This window comes from Stenotrophomonas sp. GSD10 (genome assembly GCF_056172695.1).
Genome location: NZ_JAOCMC010000002.1, coordinates 3,760,539 through 3,784,054, shown reverse-complemented (window position 1 = coordinate 3,784,054; position 23,516 = coordinate 3,760,539). Strand labels below are relative to the sequence as shown.

The window sequence follows — 23,516 nt, the reverse complement described above, 5'->3', positions numbered from 1 at the left end:
TGTCCGATGGTCAAAAGGGCTGGCGCGGAAGACGATGGATGACTTTGCCCAAGGTCATCCATCATGCGACGCGTTCTCCAGACCCTGCGGGTGATTCCCTGTGCGATGCACCGGCCGCACTTCATCGAACCGCATCTTTCGCGGGCCTTGGGTGCGCTGAAGAAGGGAGACTTCGCCTCGCTTGACGGCTGGATGGAAACGCTGTCGGCCGAAACCTATGAGCCTCTTGTGTGGCGCCTGGCATCGAATCGCCACGCGCGTCGAAGGCTGCAGGCATGGTCAGGCGCCATCCCGACGTCTCCGCATCCGCTGCTGATCGCTGCGTACGGCGATGTGGTCGATGCGTGGGCAATACGCGCGGAAACCTACGCCAACGACATTCCTTTCCTGCGTCGGCGCCGGTATCCGAAGATCATGACGAAGGCCTACGAAAAGTTCGCCTGCATCGTTGAACGGAACCCGGCAGATGCGATGGCGCTGGCAGGGCTGATCCATTGCGACGTGGTGATCGGTGTGGGCGAGGGAAAGCGGACCGAGTGGTTCAACCAGGTGCTGGCGACCAGCGGATTCCACACCCCGGCCATCTACCAGTACGCGCGTGGCACGTTGCCGCGATGGGGTGGGGAATATGACGAACATGTCCGGTTCGCCGAATGGATCGTGGAACGTGCGCCCGCTGGCAGCTGCTCGCACATCGTGGCGGCACAGGCGGTTCTGGACGACGCGCTGACCGTTGCTGGGGAAGACGCCTACCACACGATGCGAGGGATCTCCCGTCAGCTTGGCGACGAGGAAACGGCGGCCCGGCTGCGCCGCGCGATACTGAAGTGGGCCGATGCGGTTCCCGAAACCCTGCAGGGTCGTCTGCAGGACATCGCCTCCTGCCAGGGCGACAGCTATCACAGCATCTGCATGGAGACGTTTGCGTTTGCATCGTATTTCGCGGGCGCGAAGGATGAAGCCCGGCTGCTGCTGATCACGTTGCGGGGACGATTGCAGGCTGACGTCTGGGAGACGCTGACGCCCCCTGTTCCCGGCTGGCTGGGCGCCGTTGGCCTCAGGCATCGGGCAGCGCACCTGGTGCATGATCGTGTCTGTCGTGACCTGGAACTGGATCCGCGGCAGATCTGCGCGTAGACACACACCTCCGGGCATGGCCCGGCGCTATCGGTAGATCCACGCCATGCGTGGATGCGCCGCTCCCGAGGCAAAAAGCCCCGCAGTGCGGGGCTTTTCTCTTAGCGCTTCATCGAACCGAAGAACTCGTCGTTGGACTTGGTGTTCTTCATCTTGTCCAGCAGGAATTCCATCGCGGCCATTTCATCCATCGGATGCAGCAGCTTGCGCAGGATCCAGATCTTCTGCAGCAGCTCCGGCTCGATCAGCAGGTCTTCGCGGCGGGTGCCGGAACGGTTGATGTCGATGGCCGGGAACACGCGCTTTTCAGCGATGCGGCGGCTCAGGTGCACTTCGCTGTTGCCGGTGCCCTTGAACTCTTCGTAGATCACCTCGTCCATCTTCGAGCCGGTGTCGACCAGCGCGGTGGCGATGATGGTCAGGCTGCCGCCTTCTTCCACGTTGCGCGCGGCACCGAAGAAGCGCTTCGGGCGGTGCAGGGCGTTGGCATCCACACCACCGGTCAGCACCTTGCCCGAGCTCGGCACCACGTTGTTGTAGGCGCGGGCCAGGCGGGTAATCGAGTCCAGCAGGATCACCACGTCCTTCTTGTGCTCGACCAGGCGCTTGGCGCGCTCGATGACCATTTCGGCCACCTGCACGTGGCGCGCGGCCGGCTCGTCGAAGGTCGAGCTGATGACCTCGCCGCGCACGGTGCGCTGCATTTCAGTCACTTCTTCCGGGCGCTCGTCGATCAGCAGCACGATCAGGTGCACGTCCGGGTGGTTGGTGGTGATGGCCGTGGCCACCTGCTGCATCATCATGGTCTTGCCGGCCTTCGGCTGCGACACGATGAGCGAGCGCTGGCCCTTGCCCTGCGGCGCCATCAGATCGAGGATGCGGCCGGTGATGTCTTCCGACGAACCGTTGCCACGCTCCAGGGTGAAGCGGCGGCGCGGGAACAGCGCGGTCAGGTTCTCGAACAGCACCTTGTTCTTCGACGCTTCCAGCGGCTCACCATTGATGGTGTCCACGATCGACAGCGCGAAGTAGCGCTCGCCGTCCTTCGGGAAGCGGATGCGGCCGGACAGGTGGTCGCCGGTGCGCAGGTTGAAGCGGCGGATCTGGCTGGGCGAGATGTAGGTGTCGTCCGGGCCGGCCAGGTAGCTGGCTTCGGCCGCGCGCAGGAAGCCGAAGCCGTCGGGCAGGATTTCCAGCACGCCATCGGCGGCGACGCCGTCGCCGTGGCGGGTCAGCACCTTCAGCAGCGCGAAGATCACGTCCTGCTTGCGGGCGCGGGCGACGCCTTCGGAAATCTGCAGCTGCTCGGCAATCTCCAGCAGCTTCTGCGCCGGCATGCGCTTGAGATCGCTCAGCGAGTAGACCGGGAAACCTTCCGGCACATTGGCGTGCGGGCGCGGCACGAACGGCTGCTGGTCGCCGCCATCGTTGGGCATGCCGTCATCGCGGAAGCGGCCGCCGTTGCCACCGCCATTGCGATCACGGTCGCGGCGGTTGCGGAAGCGGTCACGGCGATTGCCCTGGCCCTGGCCCTGCTGGTTCTGGTTGTACGGATTCTGGTTCTGGTTCTGGTTCTGACCACCACCCTGGTGGTTCTGCTGCCGCGGCTGGCCGGATTCGCGGCCCTCACCGCCTTCGCCGCCGCCACTGCTGGCGGGGGCCTCGGCGGCGGGCGCGCTCGGCGCAGGGGGCGCAGCGGCCGGCGCCGGCGCTTCGGGCGCGGCTGCCAGCGGCAGGGTCGGCTGCGCCGGAGCGGCGCTGGTTTCGGCGGCGGCCGGAGCGGCTGCCTTGCTTACGCGGGCCTTGCGCACGCGCTTTTCGGCGGGCGCTTCAGCGCTGCCGGTTTCGGGAGTGTTATCGGACAAGAGCGTTATTCCTCGCTTGAAGGTGCGAGCGCCCGGCTGGGGCGGCGAACGTTGGGAATGGGTCTGGAAGAAACGGCGTCCAGAGGGTGCGGCACGCGAACGCGGCCGGATATGCCGACACTATCATCGGCCCGCGGCGCCGTGCAAGGGTCGCCGGGAACAGCATTCATCATGGACGCGGTGCGCCCGACGGCAGCCGCACGCGGCGGCTGCCGTGAAACAGCAGGATCAGGCCAGCGCCTTGTCCAGCAGGCCGGCCAGCTGAGCCTTGCCCACCGCACCGATCTGCTCGCCGACCTTCTCGCCGTCCTTGAACACGACCAGGTACGGAATCGAACGCACGTGGTACTTGGCGGCCAGCGCACGGTTGTGGTCGACGTTGACCTTGGCGATCTTGGCGCGGCCCTGGTAGGCATCGGCCAGCTCGTCCAGCGCCGGGGCGATCATCTTGCACGGGCCACACCACTCGGCCCAGAAATCGACCAGCACCGGTTCCTTGGAATTCAGCACTGCGCTATCAAAGTCGGCGTCGCCGACATGTACAACCTTGTCGCTCATCTTGGTTTCTCGTCTTGGATTGCACCCGGCCATGCCGGAGGTGGGTGAACTGGGCCATGCCCGGTGGCGCGACCCTCGTCGTTGCCTCGCGGCGCTCTGCCGCGGTGCGTTCGGCGGGATGCCTGGACGCTCACGGCCGGCAGTGTACCCCTATCGCAGGGCGGGGACAGGCGCCGGCTGGAACCCAGCGTATCGTGATCGCTTCGAAGCCCGGTATGTGTCCGATTTCACTGTCTTCCAGGAAATGGGGATGGCAGCCGGCGACACCAGCAGCGGCCGGCAGGGCGTTCAAGTGCGGTGTGGCTGGGTGAAGAGGGGCGCTGTCTCTCAGTGGCGTGAGACGGGCCATTCCGGTTTGCCGGCCCGAGTGCGTTAAACTGGGGCATTGTGCGGCGTGCGGACCGGGTGGTCCCTGCCTGCCAACCCGCCGCAGGGGCCGCAGTTTGCGACGGTGCCCCTAGACGATGAAGTGCCGCCCGCCCCACGGGCCGACGGCCATACCAAGACGGACCCATGAGCGACAAACCGCTGACCGATTTGACCTTCTCCTCCTTTGAGCTGCATCCGGCCCTGCAGGCCGGCCTTGAAGGAGCCGGATTCACCCGTTGCACCCCGATCCAGGCACTGACCCTGCCGGTCGCGCTGGCCGGCGGTGATGTTGCCGGCCAGGCCCAGACCGGCACCGGCAAGACCCTGGCCTTCCTGGTTGCTGTCGTGAACCGCCTGCTGAGCCGGCCGGCGCTGGCCGACCGCAAGCCGGAAGACCCGCGCGCGCTGATCCTTGCGCCGACCCGCGAACTGGCCATCCAGATCCACAAGGATGCGGTGAAGTTCGGTTCCGACCTCGGCCTGCGCTTCGCGCTGGTCTATGGCGGCGTCGACTACGACAAGCAGCGCGAGATCCTGCAGCAGGGCGTGGACGTGATCATCGCCACGCCGGGCCGCCTGATCGATTACGTGAAGCAGCACAAGGTGGTCTCGCTGCACGCCTGCGAGATCTGCGTGCTGGACGAAGCCGACCGCATGTTCGATCTGGGCTTCATCAAGGACATCCGCTTCCTGCTGCGCCGCATGCCCGAGCGCACCATCCGGCAGACCCTGCTGTTCAGTGCCACCCTCAGCCATCGCGTGCTGGAGCTGGCCTACGAGCACATGAACGAGCCGCAGAAGCTGGTGGTCGAAGCCGAAACCATCACCGCTGCGCGCGTGCGCCAGCGCATCTACTTCCCGGCCGACGACGAGAAGATTCCGCTGCTGCTGGGCCTGCTCTCGCGCAGCGAAGGCGCCCGCACCATGGTGTTCGTCAACACCAAGGTGTTCGTCGAACGCGTCGCCCGTTCGCTGGAAAAGGCCGGCTACCGCGTCGGCGTGCTGTCCGGTGACGTGCCGCAGAAGAAGCGCGAGAGCCTGCTCAACCGCTTCCAGAAGGGCCAGCTGGAAATCCTGGTGGCCACCGACGTGGCTGCGCGCGGCCTGCATATCGACGGCATCAAGTACGTCTACAACTACGACCTGCCGTTCGATGCCGAAGACTACGTGCACCGCATCGGCCGTACCGCGCGCCTGGGTGAAGAGGGCGATGCGATCAGCTTCGCCTGCGAGCGCTACGCAATGGGCCTGCCGGACATCGAGGCCTACATCGAGCAGAAGATTCCGTCCGAGCCGGTCACCAAGGAACTGTTGACCGCGCTGCCGCGCCCGGAACGCCCGGCCCCGGCCGCAGGCGAGGAAGGCGAGGAGAACGAGAGCGTCGGCCAGATCTTCCGTGAAGCGCGCGAAGCCCGCGCCGCCGAGGAAGAGCGTCGTGGCGGTGGCCGCAGTGGTGGCCGCTCCGGCGGTGGCCGCGGCGAGCGTCGCGACGGTGAGCGCAGCGGCGAGCGCCGTTCGCGTGGCCCGCGCAAGCCACGCGTGGAAGGCGAACAGGCGGCCACCGCACCGGCCGAAGGTGCCGAAGCCGCCGTGGCCCAGGCCCCACGCCCGCCGCGTCCGCCGCGTGCCGAAGGTGCGCCGGAAGGTGCCGCCGAGGGCGATCGCAAGCCGCGCAAGCGCCGTCGTCGTCGCCACGGCCGCCCGGTCGAGGGTGCCGAGGGCGTGCAGGCCACGGCCGGCAACGGCGCCAGCCCGGTGACCCCGGTGCAGGTGGTGGCCAAGCCGGTGCGCACCGCTGCCGATACCGGCGATTCGTTCCTGACCCGCATCGGCCGCAAGATCCGCCGGATGCTGTCTGGCAACTAAGTGGTAGCGCCCGACCGTTGGTCGGGCGACCTTGAGGGTGTGCCGACCAACGGTCGGCACCCACCAGCGGCCCGGCGCTACCGATCTGTCGCGCCGCTCCTGCATAATCGGGCCATGAGTGTCCTGCGCTTCGACAATGTCAGCAAACAGTACGCCGGTGGCCACGAGGCGCTGATCGATGTCAGCTTCGAGGTCGCGCCGGGCGAGATGCTGTTCGTCACCGGCCATTCCGGTGCGGGCAAAAGCACCCTGCTCAAGTTGATCCACCTGGACGAGCGGCCCAGCCGCGGCGCGGTGGTGTTCGACGAGCGCAACCTGCTGAAGGTGCGCGGTGGCGACGTGCCCCGACACCGGCGCGCAGTCGGCGCGGTCTACCAGGACCACCGCCTGCTGATGGACCGCTCGATCGCCGAGAACGTGGCGCTGCCGCTGATCCTGCGCGGTACCCGCCGTGGCGATATCAGCAAGCGCGTGCGCTCGGTGCTCGAGCGCATGGGCCTGGGCCACCGCGAGAAGGCGCTGCCTTCGCAGCTGTCCGCGGGCGAGCAGCAGCGCGTCGGCATCGCCCGCGCCATCGTCGGCGAGCCCAAGCTGCTGGTGGCCGACGAGCCGACCGGCAACCTCGATCCGACCCTGGCCGCGGAAATCATGGCCCTGTTCGCCGAGCTGCCCTCGCGTGGCACCAGCGTGCTGGTGGTCAGCCACGACCTGCCGCTGCTGCGCCGCATGCGCAAGCGCGTGCTGATCCTCGACCACGGCCGGCTGGTGGACGACATCTCGCCGCAGGACCTGGCGGAGTAACCCATGGCCAAGAACGAAAACAGCGAAGCCGCCGCACCCTCGCGCGTGGGCGTCTGGTTCCAGCACCACGCGCACAGCGTGGTCTTCAGCCTCGGCCGCGCCTTCCGCAAGCCGTGGGCGACCCTGCTGACGGTAATGGTCATGGCGCTGGCGCTGGCCCTGCCGCTGGGGTTGTCGATCGCGCTGGACAACCTCAAGCAGTTCGCCGGCAGCGTGCAGCAGTCGCGCGACATCAATGTGTTCCTCAAGGGCAACGTCGACGGCCCCGGTGCGCTGCGCCTGGCCGGCCAGCTGCGTGACCGCGATGACGTGGCCGAAGTGAACGTGCGCACGCCCGAGCAGGGCCTGCAGGAGCTGCGCGATGCCGGGCTCGGCGAGGCGATCGACGCGCTCAACGACAATCCGCTGCCATCGCTGCTGGTGATCACCCCGGGCCAGGGCAAGGACGATGCACGCCTGGCGCGCGCGCTGGAGAGCCTGCCCGAGGCCGACCTGGTGCAGCACGATGCGCTGTGGCGCCAGCGCCTGGACGCCTGGTTGGCGTTCGGTGCGCGGTTGGTGCAGGTGCTGTCGGTGCTGCTCGGCGCAGGCGCCGCGCTGGTGGTCGGCAACACCGTACGCCTGGACATCCAGGCGCGTCGCGAAGAAATCGGCGTGCTGCAGCTGCTCGGCGCCAGCGATGGTTTCATCCGCCGCCCGTTCCTGTACCTGGGCGCGTGGTACGGCCTGGGCGCCGGCGCGGTCGCGCTGGGCCTGATCGGCGCCGCCGGTGCCGCGCTGCGCCTGCCGCTGGCCGAACTCTCGCGCAGCTACGGCAGCCCGTTCGTGCTGCACGGTCTGGATCTGCTGCATGGCAGCCTGGTCCTGCTGGGCACGCTGCTGCTGGGCTGGTTGGGCGCGTGGCTGGTCACCGGTCACTTCCTCCGCCAGACCCGCCCCACCGACACCTGAGACCGGCATGCAACCGCAAGCGCTGAAGCACCTTGAAGGGCCCGCGACGCGGGTGATGGTGGTCGATGGGTCGAAGCTGGTGCGCAAGCTGATCGCCGACGTCCTGCAGCGTGACCTGCCAGGCGTGGAGGTGATCGGCTGCGACAGCATCGAAGACGCGCAGCAGGCGCTGGCGCAGGGCCCGGTGGACCTGGTGACGACCTCGCTGACCCTGCGCGATGGCGACGGCCTGGCACTGGCGCGGATGGTCCGCGAAGCTGCCGGCCAGGCCTACGTGCCGGTGATCGTGGTGTCCGGCGATGCCCAGCAGCACCTGGAACAGCGCCGCTTCACCGAGTACGTCACCGACTACTTCGACAAGGCGCTGGGCCACGAGGCACTGGCGACCTTCATCCGCGGCTATGTGCAGCCGCAGACCATTCCCGGCGCGACCATCCTGTATATCGAGGACAGCCGCGTGGTGGCCGAGGCCACCAAGCGCATGCTCGAGCGCCAGCAGTTGAATGTGCTGCACGTGGTCAGTGCCGAGGAGGCATTCACCCTGCTCACCGCCGAGTCGCTGGGCCGCAGCCGCCACCGCATCGACCTGGTGCTGACCGACGTCACCCTGAAGGGCGAACTGAGCGGCCGCGACGTGGTGCAGCGCGTGCGCGTCGACTTCGGCTACGGCAAGCGCCGCCTGCCGGTGCTGGTGATGACCGGCGACGGCAACCCGCACAACCAGACCGGGCTGCTGCAGTCCGGCGCCAACGACCTGGTGCTCAAGCCGATCGAAGAGCGGCTGCTGGTCACCAAGGTGCTGTTCCAGCTGCGCCTGGCCCGATTGAACGATGGACCCCTGTTGCGATGAAGTGTTGCGATGATCGATGAAGTAACCGACACCCCGACGATCCAACTCGAACCGAGCTGGAAGCAGCATGTCGGCGATTACCTGCTGCAGCCGCAGATGCGTGAGTTGTCCGCGTTCCTGCGCCAGCGCAAGGCCGGTGGTGCGGCGGTGTTCCCGCCCGGCCCGCAGATCTTCGCTGCGTTCGACGCCACGCCGTTCGAGCAGGTGAAGGTGGTGATCCTCGGGCAGGACCCGTACCACGGCCGCGGCCAGGCCCATGGGCTCAGTTTCTCGGTGGCGCCGGGTGTGCCGGTGCCGCCGTCGCTGCTGAACATCTACAAGGAGATCGAGAGCGATCTCGGTCTCCCGCGCCCGGACCACGGCTGCCTGATGCCGTGGGCACAACGCGGCGTGCTGCTGCTCAACGCCGTGTTGACGGTGGAAGAGGGCAAGGCCGGTGCGCACCAGGGCCGTGGCTGGGAGGGCTTCACCGATCACGTGGTGGATGTGCTCAACCGCGAACGCGAAGGCCTGGTGTTCATGCTCTGGGGCGCCTATGCACAGCAGAAGGGCAAGGTGATCGACACCCGTCGCCATCGCGTGCTGAAGTCGCCGCACCCGTCGCCGTTGTCGGCGCACCGGGGGTTCCTCGGCTGCCGCCATTTCTCGATGGCCAACGAGTACCTGCAGCGCCGCGGGCAGACGCCGATCGACTGGTCGCTGCCGCCGCGTTCGGCGCTCTGAGCGCCGGCGGGCGGCCGGGCCTGAACACCGGGCAACGTTTTCGGTCCTGAATGGGCCTCCGGAACGGCCCGTTCAGCTCCGCTTGACCGGATTCGGCCGGTTTCCGGCAGGTAATTGCTTGAATTCCAAGGGATTGTGAATCCCGAAAAGCATGCTCGCCACTGTCATCAAATCGCGCTACGGTAGGGCTCTGTTTGGGACCAGTGTTGCATCAATAGGACGCTGGAACTTTTTCCTCCTTTAGCAGTCCAAATCCCGGACTGCTAAGATGGGTGCCTATGAGCCAGAACACCTCTACTGCCCTTGTGGCAAACAATCTCCCGATTCCCAGTGCGCTCGGTTCGCTGGACGCCTACATCGGTGCCGTGCACCAGATCCCGGTGCTGTCGGTCGATGACGAACAGGACCTGGCCCGTCGCTTCCGCGACGGCAACGATCTGGACGCCGCCCGTGAGCTGGTGCATTCGCACCTGCGCTTCGTGGTGCACGTGGCCCGCGGCTACAACGGCTACGGTCTTGCGCTGGGCGACCTGATCCAGGAAGGCAACATCGGCCTGATGAAGGCGGTCAAGCGCTTCGACCCTGAAATGGGCGTGCGCCTGGTGTCCTTTGCCGTGCACTGGATCCGTGCCGAGATGCACGAGTTCATCCTGAAGAACTGGCGCATCGTGAAGGTCGCCACCACCAAGGCGCAGCGCAAGCTGTTCTTCAACCTGCGCAAGTCGAAGACGCGCCTGGGCTGGATGAACGCGGCCGAAGTCAGCGCGGTGGCCAAGGACCTGAACGTGTCCGAGCGCGAGGTCATGGAAATGGAATCGCGCCTGTCCGGTCGCGATATCGGTTTCGATGCGCCGACCGACGAGGACAACGAACACGCGCCGCCGTCGCCGGCTGCGTTCCTGGTTGCCAACGACGAAGATCCGTCGATGGCCTATGAGCGTGCCGACAGCGAAGACAACCAGATGCAGCTGTTGCGCGAAGGCCTGGCCGAGCTGGATGCCCGTTCGCGCGACATCATCCGCCGTCGCTGGCTGGATGCCGACAGCAAGGTGACGCTGCAGGAGCTGGCTGACGAGTACGGCGTGTCGGCCGAGCGCATCCGCCAGGTTGAAGCGAACGCGCTGAAGAAGATGAAGGCGCTGTTCACCGCGTAAGGCGGGGTGGCGTTGGAATGAAGAAAGGCCCGGCATTGCCGGGCCTTTTTCATTTGTGGGGCTTAGCCACGCATGGCGTGTCTCTACTCTGACGCCAGGGCGGTGATTGCGCCGACCGGGTCATGTGCTGGATGCTGATGTTCACGCCGTACCACGCAGTGGCACGGTATGATCATGCCACGCATCTTCCGCACACGAAGTTTCAATCGCAGCATGCGCAGGACCACCCTGTCCGACGCTGCGCTGTACCGGTCGGTACGTGAAATGGAAGCGGGTCTGGTGGATGCTGATCTTGGCGGCGGAATCTTCAAGAAGCGCGTTGCGTTGCCGGGGCGAGGAAAGCGTGGGAGCGTTCGAATCATCGTCGCCACGCAGCGAGGCGGGCATTGGTTCTTCCTTTTCGGCTACGAGAAGAATGAACGTACTGCGATCACGAATGCGGAACGGGATGCGCTGCAGTTGTACGCATCGGAGTTCCTGAAAATGAGTACGGCGCAGCTGAATCGTGCCGTGGAATACGGGGATCTACAGGAGATCGGCCATGACGAAGCCCCTGAGCGACGGCGCGCGAAAAGTGCGCTTCTTGAAGCGGTGCATGATGCGGCTGTGAGTCTGCACGCGCATGGCTTCATTGATAAACGTCGGTTGAGCAGCTACGAAGCGCTTTGCCTTGAGCCGGTCCCTGAATACAGCAGTGCCCAGATCCGTGCCCTGCGTACGTCATTGCAGCTCAGTCAGCCGGTCTTTGCGGGAGTTCTCAATACCAGTGTTTCCACCGTACGCAGCTGGGAACAGGGCGAGAAGAAGCCCAGCGGACCATCACTGAAGTTGCTCAACCTGATTGATCGGAAGGGACTCGAAGCCGTCCTGTAAAGCAAAGGCCCGGTTCTGCCGGGCCTTCGCTTTTCCATGGTGTTCAATCCACGCATGGCGTGGATCTACCCCAAGCCTCGTATGATCGACGTCATGCATGGATGCGGCAAGATCCAGTGGATCCACGCCACGCGTGGATGCCCTGATGCCGCGCCGGCCTCACCCCTCGCGTGCGATCGCGCGCCAGCCGATGTCGTTGCGGTGGAACTCGTTGGCCCACGTCACCTTGGCCACGCCGGCGTAAGCATTGGCCTGCGCATCACGCACGCTGTCGCCCAGCGCGGCCACGCACAGCACGCGACCGCCGGCGCTGACCACCTGGCCCTGCGCGTCCAGCGTGGTGCCGGCATGGAACACCTTGGCGCTGGCCGGTACCTCGCCCAGGCCGGAAATCACGTCGCCGGTGATCGGCGCTTCCGGGTAAGGCTTGGCTGCCAGCACTACGCCCAGCGACGGGCGTGCATCCCACTGCGCCTGCACCTGGTCCAGGCGGCCATCGATGGCCGCTTCCACCAGCTCGACCAGATCCGACTGCAGGCGCAGCATCACCGGCTGGGTTTCCGGATCGCCGAAACGTACGTTGAACTCGATCACCTTGGGCGCGCCGCTGGCATCGATCATCAGGCCGGCGTAGAGGAAGCCGGTGAACGGGATGCCGTCGGCGATCATGCCCTGTACGGTCGGGTTCACCACCTCGCGCATCACCCGTGCGTGCACCTCCGGCGTGACCACCGGGGCCGGTGAGTACGCGCCCATGCCGCCGGTGTTCGGGCCGGTGTCGCCGTCGCCGACGCGCTTGTGGTCCTGCGAGGTGGCCATCGGCAGCGCATGCACGCCGTCCACCATCGAAATGAAGCTGGCTTCCTCGCCGTCGAGGAATTCCTCGATCACCACGCGTGCGCCGGCATCGCCGAAGGCGTTGCCCGACAGCATGTCACGCACGGCATCTTCGGCTTCGGCCAGGGTCATCGCCACGATCACGCCCTTGCCGGCGGCCAGGCCATCGGCCTTGACCACGATCGGGGCGCCCTTGTCGCGGATGTAGGCCAGCGCCGCGTCCACCTCGGTGTGCACGGCGTAGAACGCGGTGGGGATGTTGTGGCGGGCCAGGAAATCCTTGGCATAGGCCTTGCTGCCTTCCAGCTGCGCGGCGGCGGCGGTCGGCCCGAAGATGCGCAGGCCGGCGGCGCGGAAGCGGTCGACCACGCCGGCCACCAGCGGTACTTCCGGGCCGACCACGGTCAGCGCCACGCCTTCGGCCTGGGCCAGCGCCAGCAGGCCGTCGATGTCGGTGACCTTCACCGCCACGTTGCGGCACTTGTCTTCGCTGGCGGTGCCGGCGTTGCCGGGCGCCACGATCACTTCGGTGACACGGGAGGACTGGGCCAGCTTCCATGCCAGGGCGTGTTCGCGGCCGCCAGAGCCGATGACAAGTACGTTCATCACGAGATTCCAGATTGCGTGGGAAGGGAAGATCGATATCCCCGGCGGCGCGCGTGGCTCACTCGCAGCCTTCGCGTCGCAGCGATTCGGGGAAGGAATAGGCCCAGGTCTTCGGGTCCAGGGTAAAGCGGTGTTCCTGCCGGACCTGCTTGCCGCCGCAGGTGCTGCCGGTTTCCTCGATCAGCAGCGGCCAGACGCGCGCGCTGCGGTCGCTGTCGTCGAAACGCAGCGCGAAATCGATGCTGAAGCGGCGGGTGCGGCAGCTCTCGGCATTGTCGGGATCGGTGCCGACGTCGATGTTCTCGCATTCGTACTGCGCGTCATTGTCGATATGGCTGCGCACGTTGCCGGTGGCTACCAAGCCCTTGGGGCCCGGCAGGATCAGCGACTGCGAGAGCAGCGAGAAACCCTGCCCGAACCAGCCGTCCTCGACGCGGAAACCATAGAAATCGCTGCCGGCGCGGATGATGCTGGCGGTGCCGGGCTGGCCACCGCTGCCGAAGCGCTCGCCGGTCAGTTCGCTGGTCACCTCGAAGCCATCGCCCTTCGGGCGCAACACGAAGAAGTCGATCGTGCCCGGGTCGATGTGTGCGCCTTCGGACAGTGCGCCGCAGACCGCCAGCAACTGCTGCCAGCTGTCGCCGCTCACCACCGGCTGCTCGGCGCAGACCTGCCAGTCCATCGGACGGGTTTCGCCATCGTCGATCCAGCTGCCGTGCCATTGCCCGGAGAGCCTGGCGTTCTTGCCGTAGCGCTGGACCAGGAAGGCCTGCAGCCGCGCGGTGCGGCTGATCTGCGCCGTCGGCTCGGCAGGCGCCGCGGGGGCGGCCTGCGGCGACGGCGCAGGCGCCGCTGCAGGCTTGCAGCCGGCCAGCACGGCCGCGCCCGTGAGGGCGAGCACGGCCAGCGATTTCATCGACACTGCGGACATCCGTGTCGCTCCAGGATCAGTGGCGGAAGTGGCGCACGCCGGTGAACACCATGGCCAGGCCATGTTCGTCGGCGGCGGCGATCACTTCAGCATCGCGCATTGAACCGCCCGGCTGGATCACCGCCTTGATGCCGGCGGCGGCAGCGGCATCGATGCCATCGCGGAACGGGAAGAACGCGTCGGAGGCCATCACCGAACCTTCGACCACCAGGTTCGCGTCAGCGGCCTTGATGCCGGCGATGCGCGCCGAGTACACGCGGCTCATCTGGCCGGCGCCGACACCGATGGTGCGGTTGTCCTTGGCGTAGACGATCGCGTTGGACTTCACGAACTTGGCGACCTTCCAGGCGAACAGCAGGTCGGTGAACTGCTTGTCGGTCGGTGCCAGCTTGCTGACCACCTTCAGTTCGTCGCGGGTCATGCCGCGGTTGTCCGACGACTGCAGCAGCAGGCCCGAGCCCACGCGCTTGCTGTCGAAGTTGTTCAGGCCGTCGCCGTGCGGGATGCGCAGCACGCGCACGTTGGCCTTCTTCTGCGCGTACTCCAGCACGGCCGGCTCGTAGTCCGGAGCGATCAGCACTTCGACGAACTGGCGGTCCAGGATCACCTTGGCGGTGGCGGCGTCCAGCGGTTTGTTGAAGGCGATGATGCCGCCGAAGGCGCTGGTCGGGTCGGTGGCGTAGGCCAGCTCGTAGGCATCGCCGTTGCCGGCACCCACCGCCACGCCGCACGGGTTGGCGTGCTTGACGATGACGCAGGCCGGCGCGTCGAACTGGCGCACGCATTCCCACGCCGCATCGGCATCGGCCAGGTTGTTGTAGCTCAGTTCCTTGCCCTGCAGTTGCTGGAAGGTGGCCAGCGTGCCCGGCACCGGGTACAGGTCGCGGTAGAACGCGCCGCTCTGGTGCGGGTTCTCGCCGTAGCGCAGGTCCATCACCTTCACGAAGGTGGAGTTCATCTGTGCCGGGTACTCGGCACGGGCCGGCACGGCGGCGTCGGTGGCGGTGACCGCCGACAGGTAGTTGCTGATCGCAGCATCGTACTGGGCCACGCGGTTGAACGCGGCCACCGAGAATGCGAAGCGGGTGGCGGCCGGCAGCTGGCCGTTGTTGGCCTCCAGCGAGGCCAGCAGCTCGGCGTACTGCGACGGGTCGGTGGCCACCGCCACGCGGGCGAAGTTCTTGGCCGCCGAGCGCAGCATGGCCGGGCCGCCGATGTCGATGTTCTCGACCGCATCGGCGAGGGTGCAGTCGGCCTTGGCGGTGACCGCTTCGAACGGGTACAGGTTCAGCACCAGCAGGTCGATGGCGCCGATGCCGTGCTCGGCCATCACCGCATCATCCAGGCCCGAACGACCCAGCAGGCCACCGTGCACCATCGGGTGCAGGGTCTTGACCCGGCCGTCCATCATTTCCGGGAAGCCGGTGACCTCGGCCACGTCCTTGACGGCCAGGCCCATGTCGCGAATGGCCTTGGCGGTGCCGCCGGTGGACAGCAGCTCCACGCCGCGTGCCGCCAGCGCAGTGGCCAGCTCGACCAGACCGGTCTTGTCGGAAACGGAGAGGAGGGCCCGGCGGACGGGCAACAGATCAGCAGTCATGGGACAGAATCGGCAGCGGAGCGGGGCCGATATTGTAGGCGGTGGGGGCCGGTGGCGGGCGCTGGCGGGCGAAATCGGCGGCCGGCACGGGCTGTGGCCGCCTTCGGCACAGCCCGGTGGGCCGCAGACTGCAAGCAATTCGATGCGGCGGCACCGTCCCGATCGGGTAGGCTGTGCCCGGACTGCCAAGGATCAGCAGGTACAGATCGTGTCGATCTATGCATTGAAAGGACGTTTCCAGGACCTGTTGCGTCCGGCCGTGCGCGGCCTGTACCGCACAGGTATCACCGCCAACGCGGTGACCGTGGCCGCCGCCGTGGTCTCGCTGCTGGTGGCTGGCGCGGTGTGGTGCTGCGCGCCGGCGCAGCCATGGCTGTACCTGCTGCTGCCGCTGTGGATGCTGCTGCGCATGGCGCTCAACGCCGTGGACGGCATGCTGGCACGCGAGTTCGACCAGCAGTCACGGTTGGGCGCCTATCTGAACGAGTTGTGCGATGTGATCGCCGATGCGGCGCTGTACCTGAGCCTGCTCAGCGTGCCGGGCGTGCGACCGGAGGCCCTGTGGCTGCTGGCCTGGACCGCGGCGCTGAGCGAATACGCCGGCGTACTGGGGCTGATGGCCGGTGCCAGCCGCCGCTATGACGGCCCGATGGGGAAAAGTGACCGTGCCTTCGTGATCGGCGCGCTGGGCCTGCTGCTGGCGTTTGGCTGGGGCGGTGCACTGACGGTCAGCGCCGTGGCCGCGGCCATGGCAGTGCTGTGCGTGCTGACGATGATCAACCGCGTCCGTCGCGGACTGCGGGAAGCGGCGGTTTCGACGAATTAATCAAGCAGATACAAGAAGACAATCAGGAGATTGCATGCGTCAGGCGCAGGAACGGGAATTCCACAGCTTCGACCAGGTACCGCTGTTCTACCGGTACTGGGCGGGCACCACTGCAACCCCGGCCACCAAGGCCATCGTGCTGCTGCATCGCGGCCATGAACATTCCGGCCGGGTCACCCACCTTGTCGATGAGCTGGACCTGCCCGACACGGCCTTCTTTGCCTGGGATGCGCGCGGCAATGGCCGTTCGCCGGGCGCGCGTGGCGATGCGCCGGGCTTCCCGGCGCTGGTGCGTGACCTCGACAGCTTCATCGCCCACATCGGCAGCGAACATGGCATCGCGGTGGAAGACATCGTGGTGATTGCGCAGAGCGTGGGCGCGGTCGTTGCCGCCACCTGGGTGCATGACTACGCGCCGCGCCTGCGCGCGCTGGTGATGGCCTCGCCGGCGTTCAAGGTGAAGCTGTACGTGCCGTTCGCACGGCCGGGCCTGGCGTTGATGCAGAAGCTGCGCGGCAATTTCTTCGTCAACAGCTACGTCAAGCCGCAGTGGTTGACCCATGACCCGGCGCGGGTGGAGAGCTACCGCACCGATCCGTTGATCACCCGGCCGATTTCGGTGCGCGTGCTGCTGGGCCTGTACGAGGCGGCCGACCGCATCGTGGCCGATGCGCAGGCGATCAGCGTGCCGGTGCAGCTGCTGGTGTCCGGCTCGGATTTCGTGGTGCACCGTGGCCCGCAGGATCGCTTCTACGAACGCCTGTCGAGTCCGATCAAGGAGCGCGTGCACCTGCCGGGCTTCTTCCATGACACGCTGGGCGAACGTGATCGCGCGCCCGCACTGGCGCGCATCCGCAGCTTCATCCAGGCACGCTTCGCCGAACCGCTGCGCGAGCTGTCGCGGCGCGATGCGCACCGTCGTGGCCCGACCTTCGAAGAATCCGAGATTCTGTCGTGGCCGCCCGAACGCAACAGCGTGGCGGATCTGCGTTGGCGCGTGGTACGCGGTGGCCTGCGCTTTGGTGGCACGTTGTCCGAAGGCATCGCGCTGGGCCTGCAGACCGGCTTCGATTCCGGCAGCACGCTCGATTACATCTACCGCGACGAAGCGCGCGGCAAGGGCCCGCTGGGTCGCATGGTCGACCGCAATTACCTCGATGCGATCGGCTGGCGCGGCATCCGCGTGCGTGGCCAGCACCTGCAGGAGTTGTTGCGCGATGCTGCCCAGCGCCTGCGCGGGCAGGGCACGCCGGTGCGTGTGCTGGACGTCGCCGCCGGTCATGGCCGCTATGTGCTGGAAGCGTTGGGCCAGGGCGAACAGCGCGCCGAGCGCATCGTGCTGCGTGACTTCAGCGCGTTGAACGTGACCCAGGGCCAGGCCCTGATTGAACGCCTGGGGGCGGCCGATATCGCCCGCTTCGAGCAGGGCGATGCGTTCGATCCGGCGCAGCTGGCACAGGTGGACCCGGCGCCGACGCTGGCGGTGGTGTCGGGCCTGTACGAACTGTTCCCGGACAACGACGCGGTGCTGCGCTCACTGCAGGGCATTGCCGCAACCGTGCCGGTGGGCGGTTACCTGGCCTACACCGGCCAGCCCTGGCACCCGCAGCTGGAATTCATCGCCCGCGCGCTGACCAGCCATCGCGGTGGCGCCGCGTGGGTGATGCGTCGCCGTACCCAGCAGGAGATGGATGAGCTGGTGCGCCTGGCGGGGTTCGAGAAGGTGGCCCAGCGCATCGACGACTTCGGCATCTTCACCGTGTCGCTGGCACGCCGGACCGCGTGATGGCGACGCTGGCGGCAACCCCGATGGCCGTGGAAGGGCGCCCCTGGCGGCGCGCCCTGCTGTGGCTGGCCCTGCTGGGGCCGTTCTTCTTTGCCAGTTATGGCTTTGCCAACTGGATGGCCGGCCGGCATGCCGCGCTGCCCGTTGTTGCGTTCGCCTGGGAGGCCCATATTCCGTTCGTGGCGTGGACGATCGTGCCGTACTGGTCGATCGATCTGTTCTACGCGGTCTCCTTCTTCCTGTGCCGGCGGCGGATGGAACTGGACCGGCACGCGCTGCGGCTGTTCAGTGCACAGCTGATCGCGGTGACCTGCTTCCTGCTGTGGCCGCTGCGTTTCAGCTTCCAGCGGCCGGAGATCAGTGGTGTGTTCGGCTGGCTGTTCGACGTGTTGCTGGGCTTCGACAAGCCGTTCAACCAGGCACCGTCGCTGCACATCGTGCTGCTGATCGTGCTGTGGGTGAAGTTCGCGCAGTACCTGCACGGCGTGTGGCGCTGGGTGCTGCATGTGTGGGCACTGTTGATCGGTGTTTCGGTGCTGACCACGTTCCAGCACCATTTCATCGACATCCCCACCGGCCTGCTGGTCGGTTGGTTGTGCGTCTGGCTGTGGCCGGAGCAGGGCACGCCGCCACTGCGGGCCTGGCATGCCGCACGCGAGGCGAAGCGCTGGCGCCTGGCGGTGCGGTACCTGGCCGGGGCCGCAGCGTTGCTGGTGCCGGTGGTGCTGCTGCGCGATGCCGCGCTGTGGCTGCTGTGGCCGGTAGTGTCGCTGCTGCTGGTGGCGTTGGCCTATGCCGGGCTGGGCACGGCGGTGTTCCAGAAGCGCGCCGATGGACGCCTGAGCATGGGCGCACGCTGGCTGCTGGCACCTTATCTGGCGGCAGCGTGGATCAATTCGCGGCTGTGGACGCGACGCGCGCCGCAGCCGGTGCCGGTGCTGGACGGCGTGTGGCTGGGCCGCATTCCCAACGGCGCATTGCCGCCGCCGCTGGTGGGCGTGGTGGACGCCTGCGCCGAGCTGTCCTGCCACGCACCGGGCGCCACCTATGCCAGCGTGCCGATGCTGGACCTGGTGGTGCCAGAGCCGGAGCAGCTGCGAGAGGCGGCCGAGGCCATCGAGCGCCTGCGCGCGCACGGGCCGTTGCTGGTGTGCTGCGCGCTGGGTTACTCGCGCAGTGCGGCCTCGGTGGCCACCTGGTTGCTGCGCAGTGGTCGCGCGATCGACGCCGATGTGGCCGTCGCGATCGTGCGTGCAGCACGTCCGGGCATCGTGCTGGGCCAGGCGCACCTGCACGCGATCACCGTTGCCGCCGGAGACCCTGCATGAGCACGACGCCTGACATGGCGGCCATGCAGCTGCTGCTGCAGCAGGGGCGTTGGCCAGCAAGCCTGTCGCTGGGGCTGCTGCTGGTGGCGTTGCTGCTGCTCGGCATCGAACCTGGACTGGCGATGCTTGCCGCCGGCCTGTTGCTGCTCAGCGTGGTGGCAGGCGTCGCCCAGGCCTATCACGCGTGGCGGGTGGCGCTGGATGCCAGCCTGCTGCGGTTGCTGCGCGATGAAGGGCTGGACGGTGAAGCCGCTGCGCGCCGGATCGATCAGCTGCTGCACGACAGTGGCCTGCGCCGCGTACCGCCCGATGCGCCGCTGCGTGGCTGGGACGCCCGCTGGGCCGGCATGCGCCGGCTGCTGCTGCGCCAGTATCTGTTGACCGCTGTGCAGGTCGCACTGCTGGTGCTGGCGGTTGTGTGGCCGCAGACGTGAACGGGAGGGAGGGATGTTCGCCGAACTGATTGCACGCGCCTGCAGTGGCGCGATCCACGTGGTGACCGGCGCGCGCGCGCTGTGGATCGGCTGCGCGCCGTCCAGCGAGCACCGCGTCTACTACGGCAACCACGCCAGCCACGGTGATTTCGTGCTGATCTGGTCGTCGATGCCACCGGCCCTGCGCCGCCAGGTGCGTCCGGTGGCGGCGGCCGAGTACTGGCAGCGCGACGGCCTGCGCCGCTACCTGATCGACGCGGTGTTCAACGGCGTGCTGGTCGAGCGCGAGGCCGGGCATCGCCAGCAGGACCCGTTGCAGGTGCTGCGCGAAGCGGTCGATGAAGGCTGTTCGCTGATCCTGTTCCCGGAAGGCACGCGCAACGTGGGCGATGAACCCCTGCTGCCGTTCAAGAGCGGCATCTATCACCTGGCTCGGCAACGGCCGGAACTGGAGTTCGTGCCGGTGTGGATCGACAACCTGAAGCGGGTGATGCCCAAGGGCCGCTTCCTGCCACTGCCGCTGCTGTGCACGGCGACCTTCGGTACGCCGTTGCGCCTGCAGGCCGATGAGGACAAGGCCGCGTTCCTGGCGCGCAGTCGCCAGGCGTTGCTGGATCTGGCGCCGAATGGAGGGCGTGCATGAGTTTCCTGATCGATGTTTCCGGCGATCTGGCTGCGCAGAGCGTGGGCCGGCAGACCGGCCTGCTGTTCGCCGGCGTCGGCGCGGTGCTGGTACTGGCCACGCTGGTGTCCGAAACGCTGCGCTGGCGCCAGCGCGGGCAACCCAGCGCGGTCATCGCCAACCTGGTCTCGCGCATCCGCGCATGGTGGGTGATGGCCATCGTGGTCGGTGGCGCGCTGCTGTTCGGCCGTGCCGGCGTGATCGTGCTGTTTGCGATCATCTCGCTGTTCGCGCTGCGCGAGTTCATCACCCTGGCGCCGACCCGCTCGGGCGACTACTACGCGCTGCTGGCCGCGTTCTACATCGTGCTGCCCTGGCAGTACTACCTGGTGTGGATCGACTGGTATGGCATGTACACGCTGCTGATCCCGGTCTATGCGTTCCTGTTCCTGCCGATCCTGTCCACCATTGGTGGCGACACCACGCACTACCTGGAGCGGACGGCCAAGGTGCAGTGGGGGCTGATGATCTGCGTGTTCTGCATTTCGCATGTGCCGCTGCTGCTCAACCTGCATGTGCCGGGCCATGACCCCTCGCGCAACGTGCTGCTGTTCGCCTTCCTGGTGATCGTGGTGCAGTCCTCGGACGTGCTGCAGTACATCTGGGGCAAGCTGCTGGGCCGGCACCTGATCGCACCGAAGCTGTCGCCGTCGAAGACGGTGGAGGGGTTCGTGGGCGGGGTGCTCAGTGCCAGTGCGCTGGGGGCGGCGTTGTGGTGGATCACCCCGTTCACCCCGCTGCAGGCGTTCGGCCTGTCGCTGCTGATCAACCTGATGGGGTTCTGGGGCGGCCTGGTGATGTCGGCCATCAAGCGCGACCGTGGCATCAAGGACTGGGGCCACATGATCGAAGGCCATGGCGGCATGCTCGACCGGCTCGATTCGGTGTGCTTTGCCGCGCCGGTGTTCTTCCACGTGGTGCGGTACTACTGGAAGGCGGGCGGCGGCGGGTGATTCTCTGGAGCCGGTAGTGCCGGCCGCTGGCCGGCAACGGCAACATCCTGCAATCGCTGATGGGTTGCCGGCCAGCGGCCGGCACTACCCGGGCGCGCGTCTATGCGCCGGTGTTCTTACACGTGGTGCGGTATTGCCGGAAGGCGGGCGGCGGCGGGTGATTCGGCCGGGGTTTGATCCACGCATGGCATGGATCTGCCGGAACCCGTTGGACCCGGCACCGGTAGCGCCGGGCCATGCCCGGCGGGCGGCGTTCAGGCGCTGATGCCGTATTCCTTCAGCTTCTTGCGCAGGGTGGCACGGTGGATGCCCAGCATCGCCGCGGCGCGGCTCTGGTTGCCTTCGCAGTGGTTGAGCACCTCCACGAACAGGGGAATCTCCATCTCGCGCAGCACGATCTCGTAGACATCGTCCGCGTCGCAGCCATCAAGGTCACGCAGGTAACGGCGCACGGACTGGGCGACGTGTTCACGCAGCGGTGGCCGGGGAGCGCCACGACTGTTGTCAGGACGAGAGAGGACAGCGTTCAAGGGGGTTCCCGATCTGTGTTGCCCGTGCGCGCGGGGCGCGCGGCCGGACGAGGTGGTGGCGGCCAGTCTAGCGCGAGCGTGCCCGACCTGCCACGGCTGGTCGTCTCTGACCTGTCACAGGAAGTCGAAGGTGAATGCGACGGTGGACGCAGCGGGTTCCTGCACGCGGAAGGCGATGCGTGCGCTCTGGCCGGGTTCCAACAGGGCCGCGCCTGGGCTCTCGCCCAGATACTGCGCCGGTGCGAACACGCCACTGCCGATCACCCGTCCATCGGCGTCGGACAGCGACAGGCGCAGGTCCGGCCACGCCTGTGCCCAGCGTGCATCGTTGCGGATGCTGGCCTGCACCTGCAGCACGCCGGGCTGCCCGGGCAGCGGGCGGATCTCGCGACTGGTCATGGTGAACGCGGCAGGCTCGTGCCAGGCCGGCAGGTCACAACGCAGCACACCGCACAACGCGCTCAACCAGCCGCGGTTGCCGGCGTCGACGGCCAGCCGCGCGCGATCGGCCAGTACGCTCTGCAGCAACAGCAGCAGCGCCAGACCGGCCACCAGGGCCCAGTGCCAGCGCGGCGTCGGCAGGGTACGGGGGCGCGCAGTGCCGAGGAAGCTCGGGGTGTCGCGCACGGCGGCCGGTACCCGTGTCGGCACGACATCGGGCGGGTCCAGCGCTGCATCGTCTTCGATGACCGCTGCATCGGCGTGCAGCGCGTCGGCTACCTGCGGTGCGGCCATTTGCAGCGACGCCTCAGGCGACGCCCCGCTGGTGCTGGCCGGCGTGTCATTCGCAACCGGGTCCGGTGCGTGTGCATCACCTGCAGGTGCGCCGGTACGCTCCGGCGTGGTGCGCAGGAACGTGGCCAGGGGCGGCGCGGCGGGTTCGGCTCGGACATGCTCAGGGCGCGGGCTCGGATCCAGCGGTCATTCAACCACGATCAGGCGCGGCGCACGCCGGTGATACGCATCCAGTCGCCATCCTGGGTGGCCTGCAGATCGTCGAACCAGGCGGCATACCGCTGCAGCAGTTCGCCTTCCTGGCCGTGCAGGATGCCGGACAGCGCGATGCGGCCTGCCGGGGCCACGCGCGCGGCCAGCAGTTCGGCCAGTGTGTCCAGGGCCGAGGCGAGGATGTTGGCAACCACGATCGGATAGGTGGTGACCGGTTCGTCCTGCGGCAGGTAGACGTGCATGCGCGCCTGCTCGCCGTTGCGCTCGGCATTGTCGGCGGTGGCGACCAGGGCCTGCGGATCGTTGTCCACGCCGATCGCTTCGGCCGCGCCCAGCTTCAGCGCGGCCAGCGCCAGGATGCCCGAGCCACAGCCGAAGTCGAGCACGCGCTGGCCCTGCAGCAGGCCGTCCACGGCCAGCTGGTCCAGCCAGCGCAGGCACAGCGCGGTGGTGGGGTGGGTGCCCGAGCCGAAGGCCAGGCCCGGATCCAGCCGTACCACGGCGGCGTCGGCGGTCTGCGCGGCGTCCGGCAGGTCATGGTTCCACGGCACGATCCAGGTGCGGCTGCCGAAATCCATCGGCTGGAACTGGTCCAGCCAGGCGCGTTCCCAGTCTTCGTCATCGACGGCACGGAAGCTGCCGCCGCTCCAGTCCAGCTCCGGGTCGAAGGCTTCCAGGGCGGCCAGCAGCAACAGCGCGTTGCTGTCGGCGGGGAACAGCGCGCTCAGCACCAGGGTGTCCCACAGCGGCGTCTCACCCACGCCCGGCTCGAGGATGGCCTGTTCGTTGCTGGTGTCCGCCTCGGCATCGAGCAGCGTGACCGCCAGCGCGCCCACGTCCTCCAGCGCGTTCTCATAGCGGGGCTGGGTGGCTTCGGTGCAACGCAGGGTCAGTTCCAGGAACGGCAT

The 23,516-nt window shown here is 67.4% G+C and carries 22 protein-coding genes; 14 read left to right on the top strand and 8 right to left on the bottom strand.

Annotation, left to right across the window (positions count from 1 at the left end):
* Nucleotides 1-63 precede the first annotated feature (63 nt).
* The gene (locus N4G47_RS17675) at nucleotides 64-1,137 is read left to right on the top strand and encodes a hypothetical protein (RefSeq protein ID WP_475289151.1); all 1,074 of its coding nucleotides are present in this window, start codon (nucleotides 64-66) and stop codon (nucleotides 1,135-1,137) included.
* Nucleotides 1,138-1,238: 101 nt separating this feature from the next.
* On the opposite strand, the gene rho is transcribed toward N4G47_RS17675, so the two are convergent.
* Nucleotides 1,239-3,002 carry a transcription termination factor Rho gene (gene rho, locus N4G47_RS17670; protein ID WP_409460559.1) on the bottom strand — a complete coding sequence of 588 codons (1,764 nt, stop codon included), beginning with the start codon at nucleotides 3,000-3,002 and terminating at the stop codon, nucleotides 1,239-1,241.
* 228 nt (nucleotides 3,003-3,230) lie between these two features.
* Entirely contained in the window at nucleotides 3,231-3,560 is a 330-nt protein-coding gene (gene trxA, locus N4G47_RS17665) for a thioredoxin (protein ID WP_005411275.1), read from the bottom strand.
* Between the two features lie 513 nt (nucleotides 3,561-4,073).
* Between trxA and rhlB the strand changes: the two genes are divergently transcribed.
* The 7 genes from rhlB (at nucleotide 4,074) to N4G47_RS17630 (ending at nucleotide 11,147) form a co-directional block, all read left to right on the top strand.
* Nucleotides 4,074-5,795: an ATP-dependent RNA helicase RhlB gene (rhlB, locus tag N4G47_RS17660; protein ID WP_475289148.1), complete on the top strand. Its 1,722-nt coding sequence runs from the start codon at nucleotides 4,074-4,076 to the stop codon at nucleotides 5,793-5,795.
* A gap of 114 nt (nucleotides 5,796-5,909) precedes the next feature.
* Complete coding sequence (gene ftsE, locus N4G47_RS17655; protein WP_014648630.1) at nucleotides 5,910-6,596, top strand: cell division ATP-binding protein FtsE; 687 nt, start codon at nucleotides 5,910-5,912, stop codon at nucleotides 6,594-6,596.
* Nucleotides 6,597-6,599: 3 nt separating this feature from the next.
* A complete protein-coding gene (gene ftsX / locus N4G47_RS17650; RefSeq protein ID WP_475289146.1) occupies nucleotides 6,600-7,547 on the top strand; it encodes a permease-like cell division protein FtsX in 948 nt (315 codons plus the stop codon).
* A 7-nt stretch (nucleotides 7,548-7,554) separates the two neighbouring features.
* Nucleotides 7,555-8,397 (top strand): response regulator, encoded by an 843-nt coding sequence (locus N4G47_RS17645; protein WP_049424094.1) that lies wholly within the window; start codon nucleotides 7,555-7,557, stop codon nucleotides 8,395-8,397.
* A 9-nt stretch (nucleotides 8,398-8,406) separates the two neighbouring features.
* Nucleotides 8,407-9,120, top strand: a complete 714-nt coding sequence (gene ung / locus N4G47_RS17640; RefSeq protein WP_309338817.1) for a uracil-DNA glycosylase — start codon at nucleotides 8,407-8,409, stop codon at nucleotides 9,118-9,120.
* 278 nt (nucleotides 9,121-9,398) lie between these two features.
* Nucleotides 9,399-10,274 (top strand): RNA polymerase sigma factor RpoH, encoded by an 876-nt coding sequence (rpoH, locus tag N4G47_RS17635; protein ID WP_049428989.1) that lies wholly within the window; start codon nucleotides 9,399-9,401, stop codon nucleotides 10,272-10,274.
* 174 nt (nucleotides 10,275-10,448) lie between these two features.
* Nucleotides 10,449-11,147, top strand: a complete 699-nt coding sequence (locus N4G47_RS17630; RefSeq protein ID WP_475289143.1) for a type II toxin-antitoxin system RelE/ParE family toxin — start codon at nucleotides 10,449-10,451, stop codon at nucleotides 11,145-11,147.
* 159 nt (nucleotides 11,148-11,306) lie between these two features.
* Here N4G47_RS17630 and purD read toward each other — a convergent pair whose 3' ends face one another.
* The 3 genes from purD to purH are packed head-to-tail and all read right to left on the bottom strand — an operon-like array spanning nucleotide 11,307 to nucleotide 15,121.
* A complete protein-coding gene (gene purD, locus N4G47_RS17625; RefSeq protein ID WP_475289140.1) occupies nucleotides 11,307-12,590 on the bottom strand; it encodes a phosphoribosylamine--glycine ligase in 1,284 nt (427 codons plus the stop codon).
* A gap of 58 nt (nucleotides 12,591-12,648) precedes the next feature.
* On the bottom strand, nucleotides 12,649-13,521 hold the full coding sequence (locus N4G47_RS17620) for a hypothetical protein (RefSeq protein WP_475289138.1): 873 nt from the start codon (nucleotides 13,519-13,521) through the stop codon (nucleotides 12,649-12,651).
* 16 nt (nucleotides 13,522-13,537) lie between these two features.
* Nucleotides 13,538-15,121 carry a bifunctional phosphoribosylaminoimidazolecarboxamide formyltransferase/IMP cyclohydrolase gene (gene purH, locus N4G47_RS17615; protein ID WP_475289136.1) on the bottom strand — a complete coding sequence of 528 codons (1,584 nt, stop codon included), beginning with the start codon at nucleotides 15,119-15,121 and terminating at the stop codon, nucleotides 13,538-13,540.
* Nucleotides 15,122-15,329: 208 nt separating this feature from the next.
* On the opposite strand from purH, the gene N4G47_RS17610 reads away from it, so the two are divergent.
* From N4G47_RS17610 to N4G47_RS17585, 6 genes are read left to right on the top strand one after another with little or no spacing between them, the layout of a single operon-like run.
* Nucleotides 15,330-15,947, top strand: a complete 618-nt coding sequence (locus tag N4G47_RS17610; protein ID WP_475289134.1) for a CDP-alcohol phosphatidyltransferase family protein — start codon at nucleotides 15,330-15,332, stop codon at nucleotides 15,945-15,947.
* A 34-nt stretch (nucleotides 15,948-15,981) separates the two neighbouring features.
* Nucleotides 15,982-17,733: a bifunctional alpha/beta hydrolase/class I SAM-dependent methyltransferase gene (locus tag N4G47_RS17605; protein ID WP_475289132.1), complete on the top strand. Its 1,752-nt coding sequence runs from the start codon at nucleotides 15,982-15,984 to the stop codon at nucleotides 17,731-17,733.
* A 23-nt stretch (nucleotides 17,734-17,756) separates the two neighbouring features.
* A complete protein-coding gene (locus tag N4G47_RS17600; protein WP_475289972.1) occupies nucleotides 17,757-19,061 on the top strand; it encodes a phosphatase PAP2/dual specificity phosphatase family protein in 1,305 nt (434 codons plus the stop codon).
* The gene (locus N4G47_RS17595) at nucleotides 19,058-19,495 is read left to right on the top strand and encodes a hypothetical protein (RefSeq protein WP_475289131.1); all 438 of its coding nucleotides are present in this window, start codon (nucleotides 19,058-19,060) and stop codon (nucleotides 19,493-19,495) included. Before N4G47_RS17600 ends, N4G47_RS17595 begins: the two co-directional genes overlap by 4 nt.
* A gap of 13 nt (nucleotides 19,496-19,508) precedes the next feature.
* Nucleotides 19,509-20,138, top strand: coding sequence for a lysophospholipid acyltransferase family protein (locus tag N4G47_RS17590; protein ID WP_107233222.1), 630 nt, complete (start codon nucleotides 19,509-19,511; stop codon nucleotides 20,136-20,138).
* Nucleotides 20,135-21,130 carry a phosphatidate cytidylyltransferase gene (locus N4G47_RS17585; protein ID WP_475289128.1) on the top strand — a complete coding sequence of 332 codons (996 nt, stop codon included), beginning with the start codon at nucleotides 20,135-20,137 and terminating at the stop codon, nucleotides 21,128-21,130. Before N4G47_RS17590 ends, N4G47_RS17585 begins: the two co-directional genes overlap by 4 nt.
* Nucleotides 21,131-21,384: 254 nt before the next feature.
* Here the strand turns inward: N4G47_RS17585 and fis are convergent, their stop codons facing one another.
* The 3 genes from fis to prmA form a co-directional block, all read right to left on the bottom strand.
* Nucleotides 21,385-21,660 (bottom strand): DNA-binding transcriptional regulator Fis, encoded by a 276-nt coding sequence (gene fis / locus N4G47_RS17580; protein ID WP_005419706.1) that lies wholly within the window; start codon nucleotides 21,658-21,660, stop codon nucleotides 21,385-21,387.
* A 114-nt stretch (nucleotides 21,661-21,774) separates the two neighbouring features.
* Nucleotides 21,775-22,395 carry a DUF3426 domain-containing protein gene (locus N4G47_RS17575; protein WP_475289126.1) on the bottom strand — a complete coding sequence of 207 codons (621 nt, stop codon included), beginning with the start codon at nucleotides 22,393-22,395 and terminating at the stop codon, nucleotides 21,775-21,777.
* 200 nt (nucleotides 22,396-22,595) lie between these two features.
* Nucleotides 22,596-23,516 (bottom strand): 50S ribosomal protein L11 methyltransferase, encoded by a 921-nt coding sequence (prmA, locus tag N4G47_RS17570; RefSeq protein WP_475289971.1) that lies wholly within the window; start codon nucleotides 23,514-23,516, stop codon nucleotides 22,596-22,598.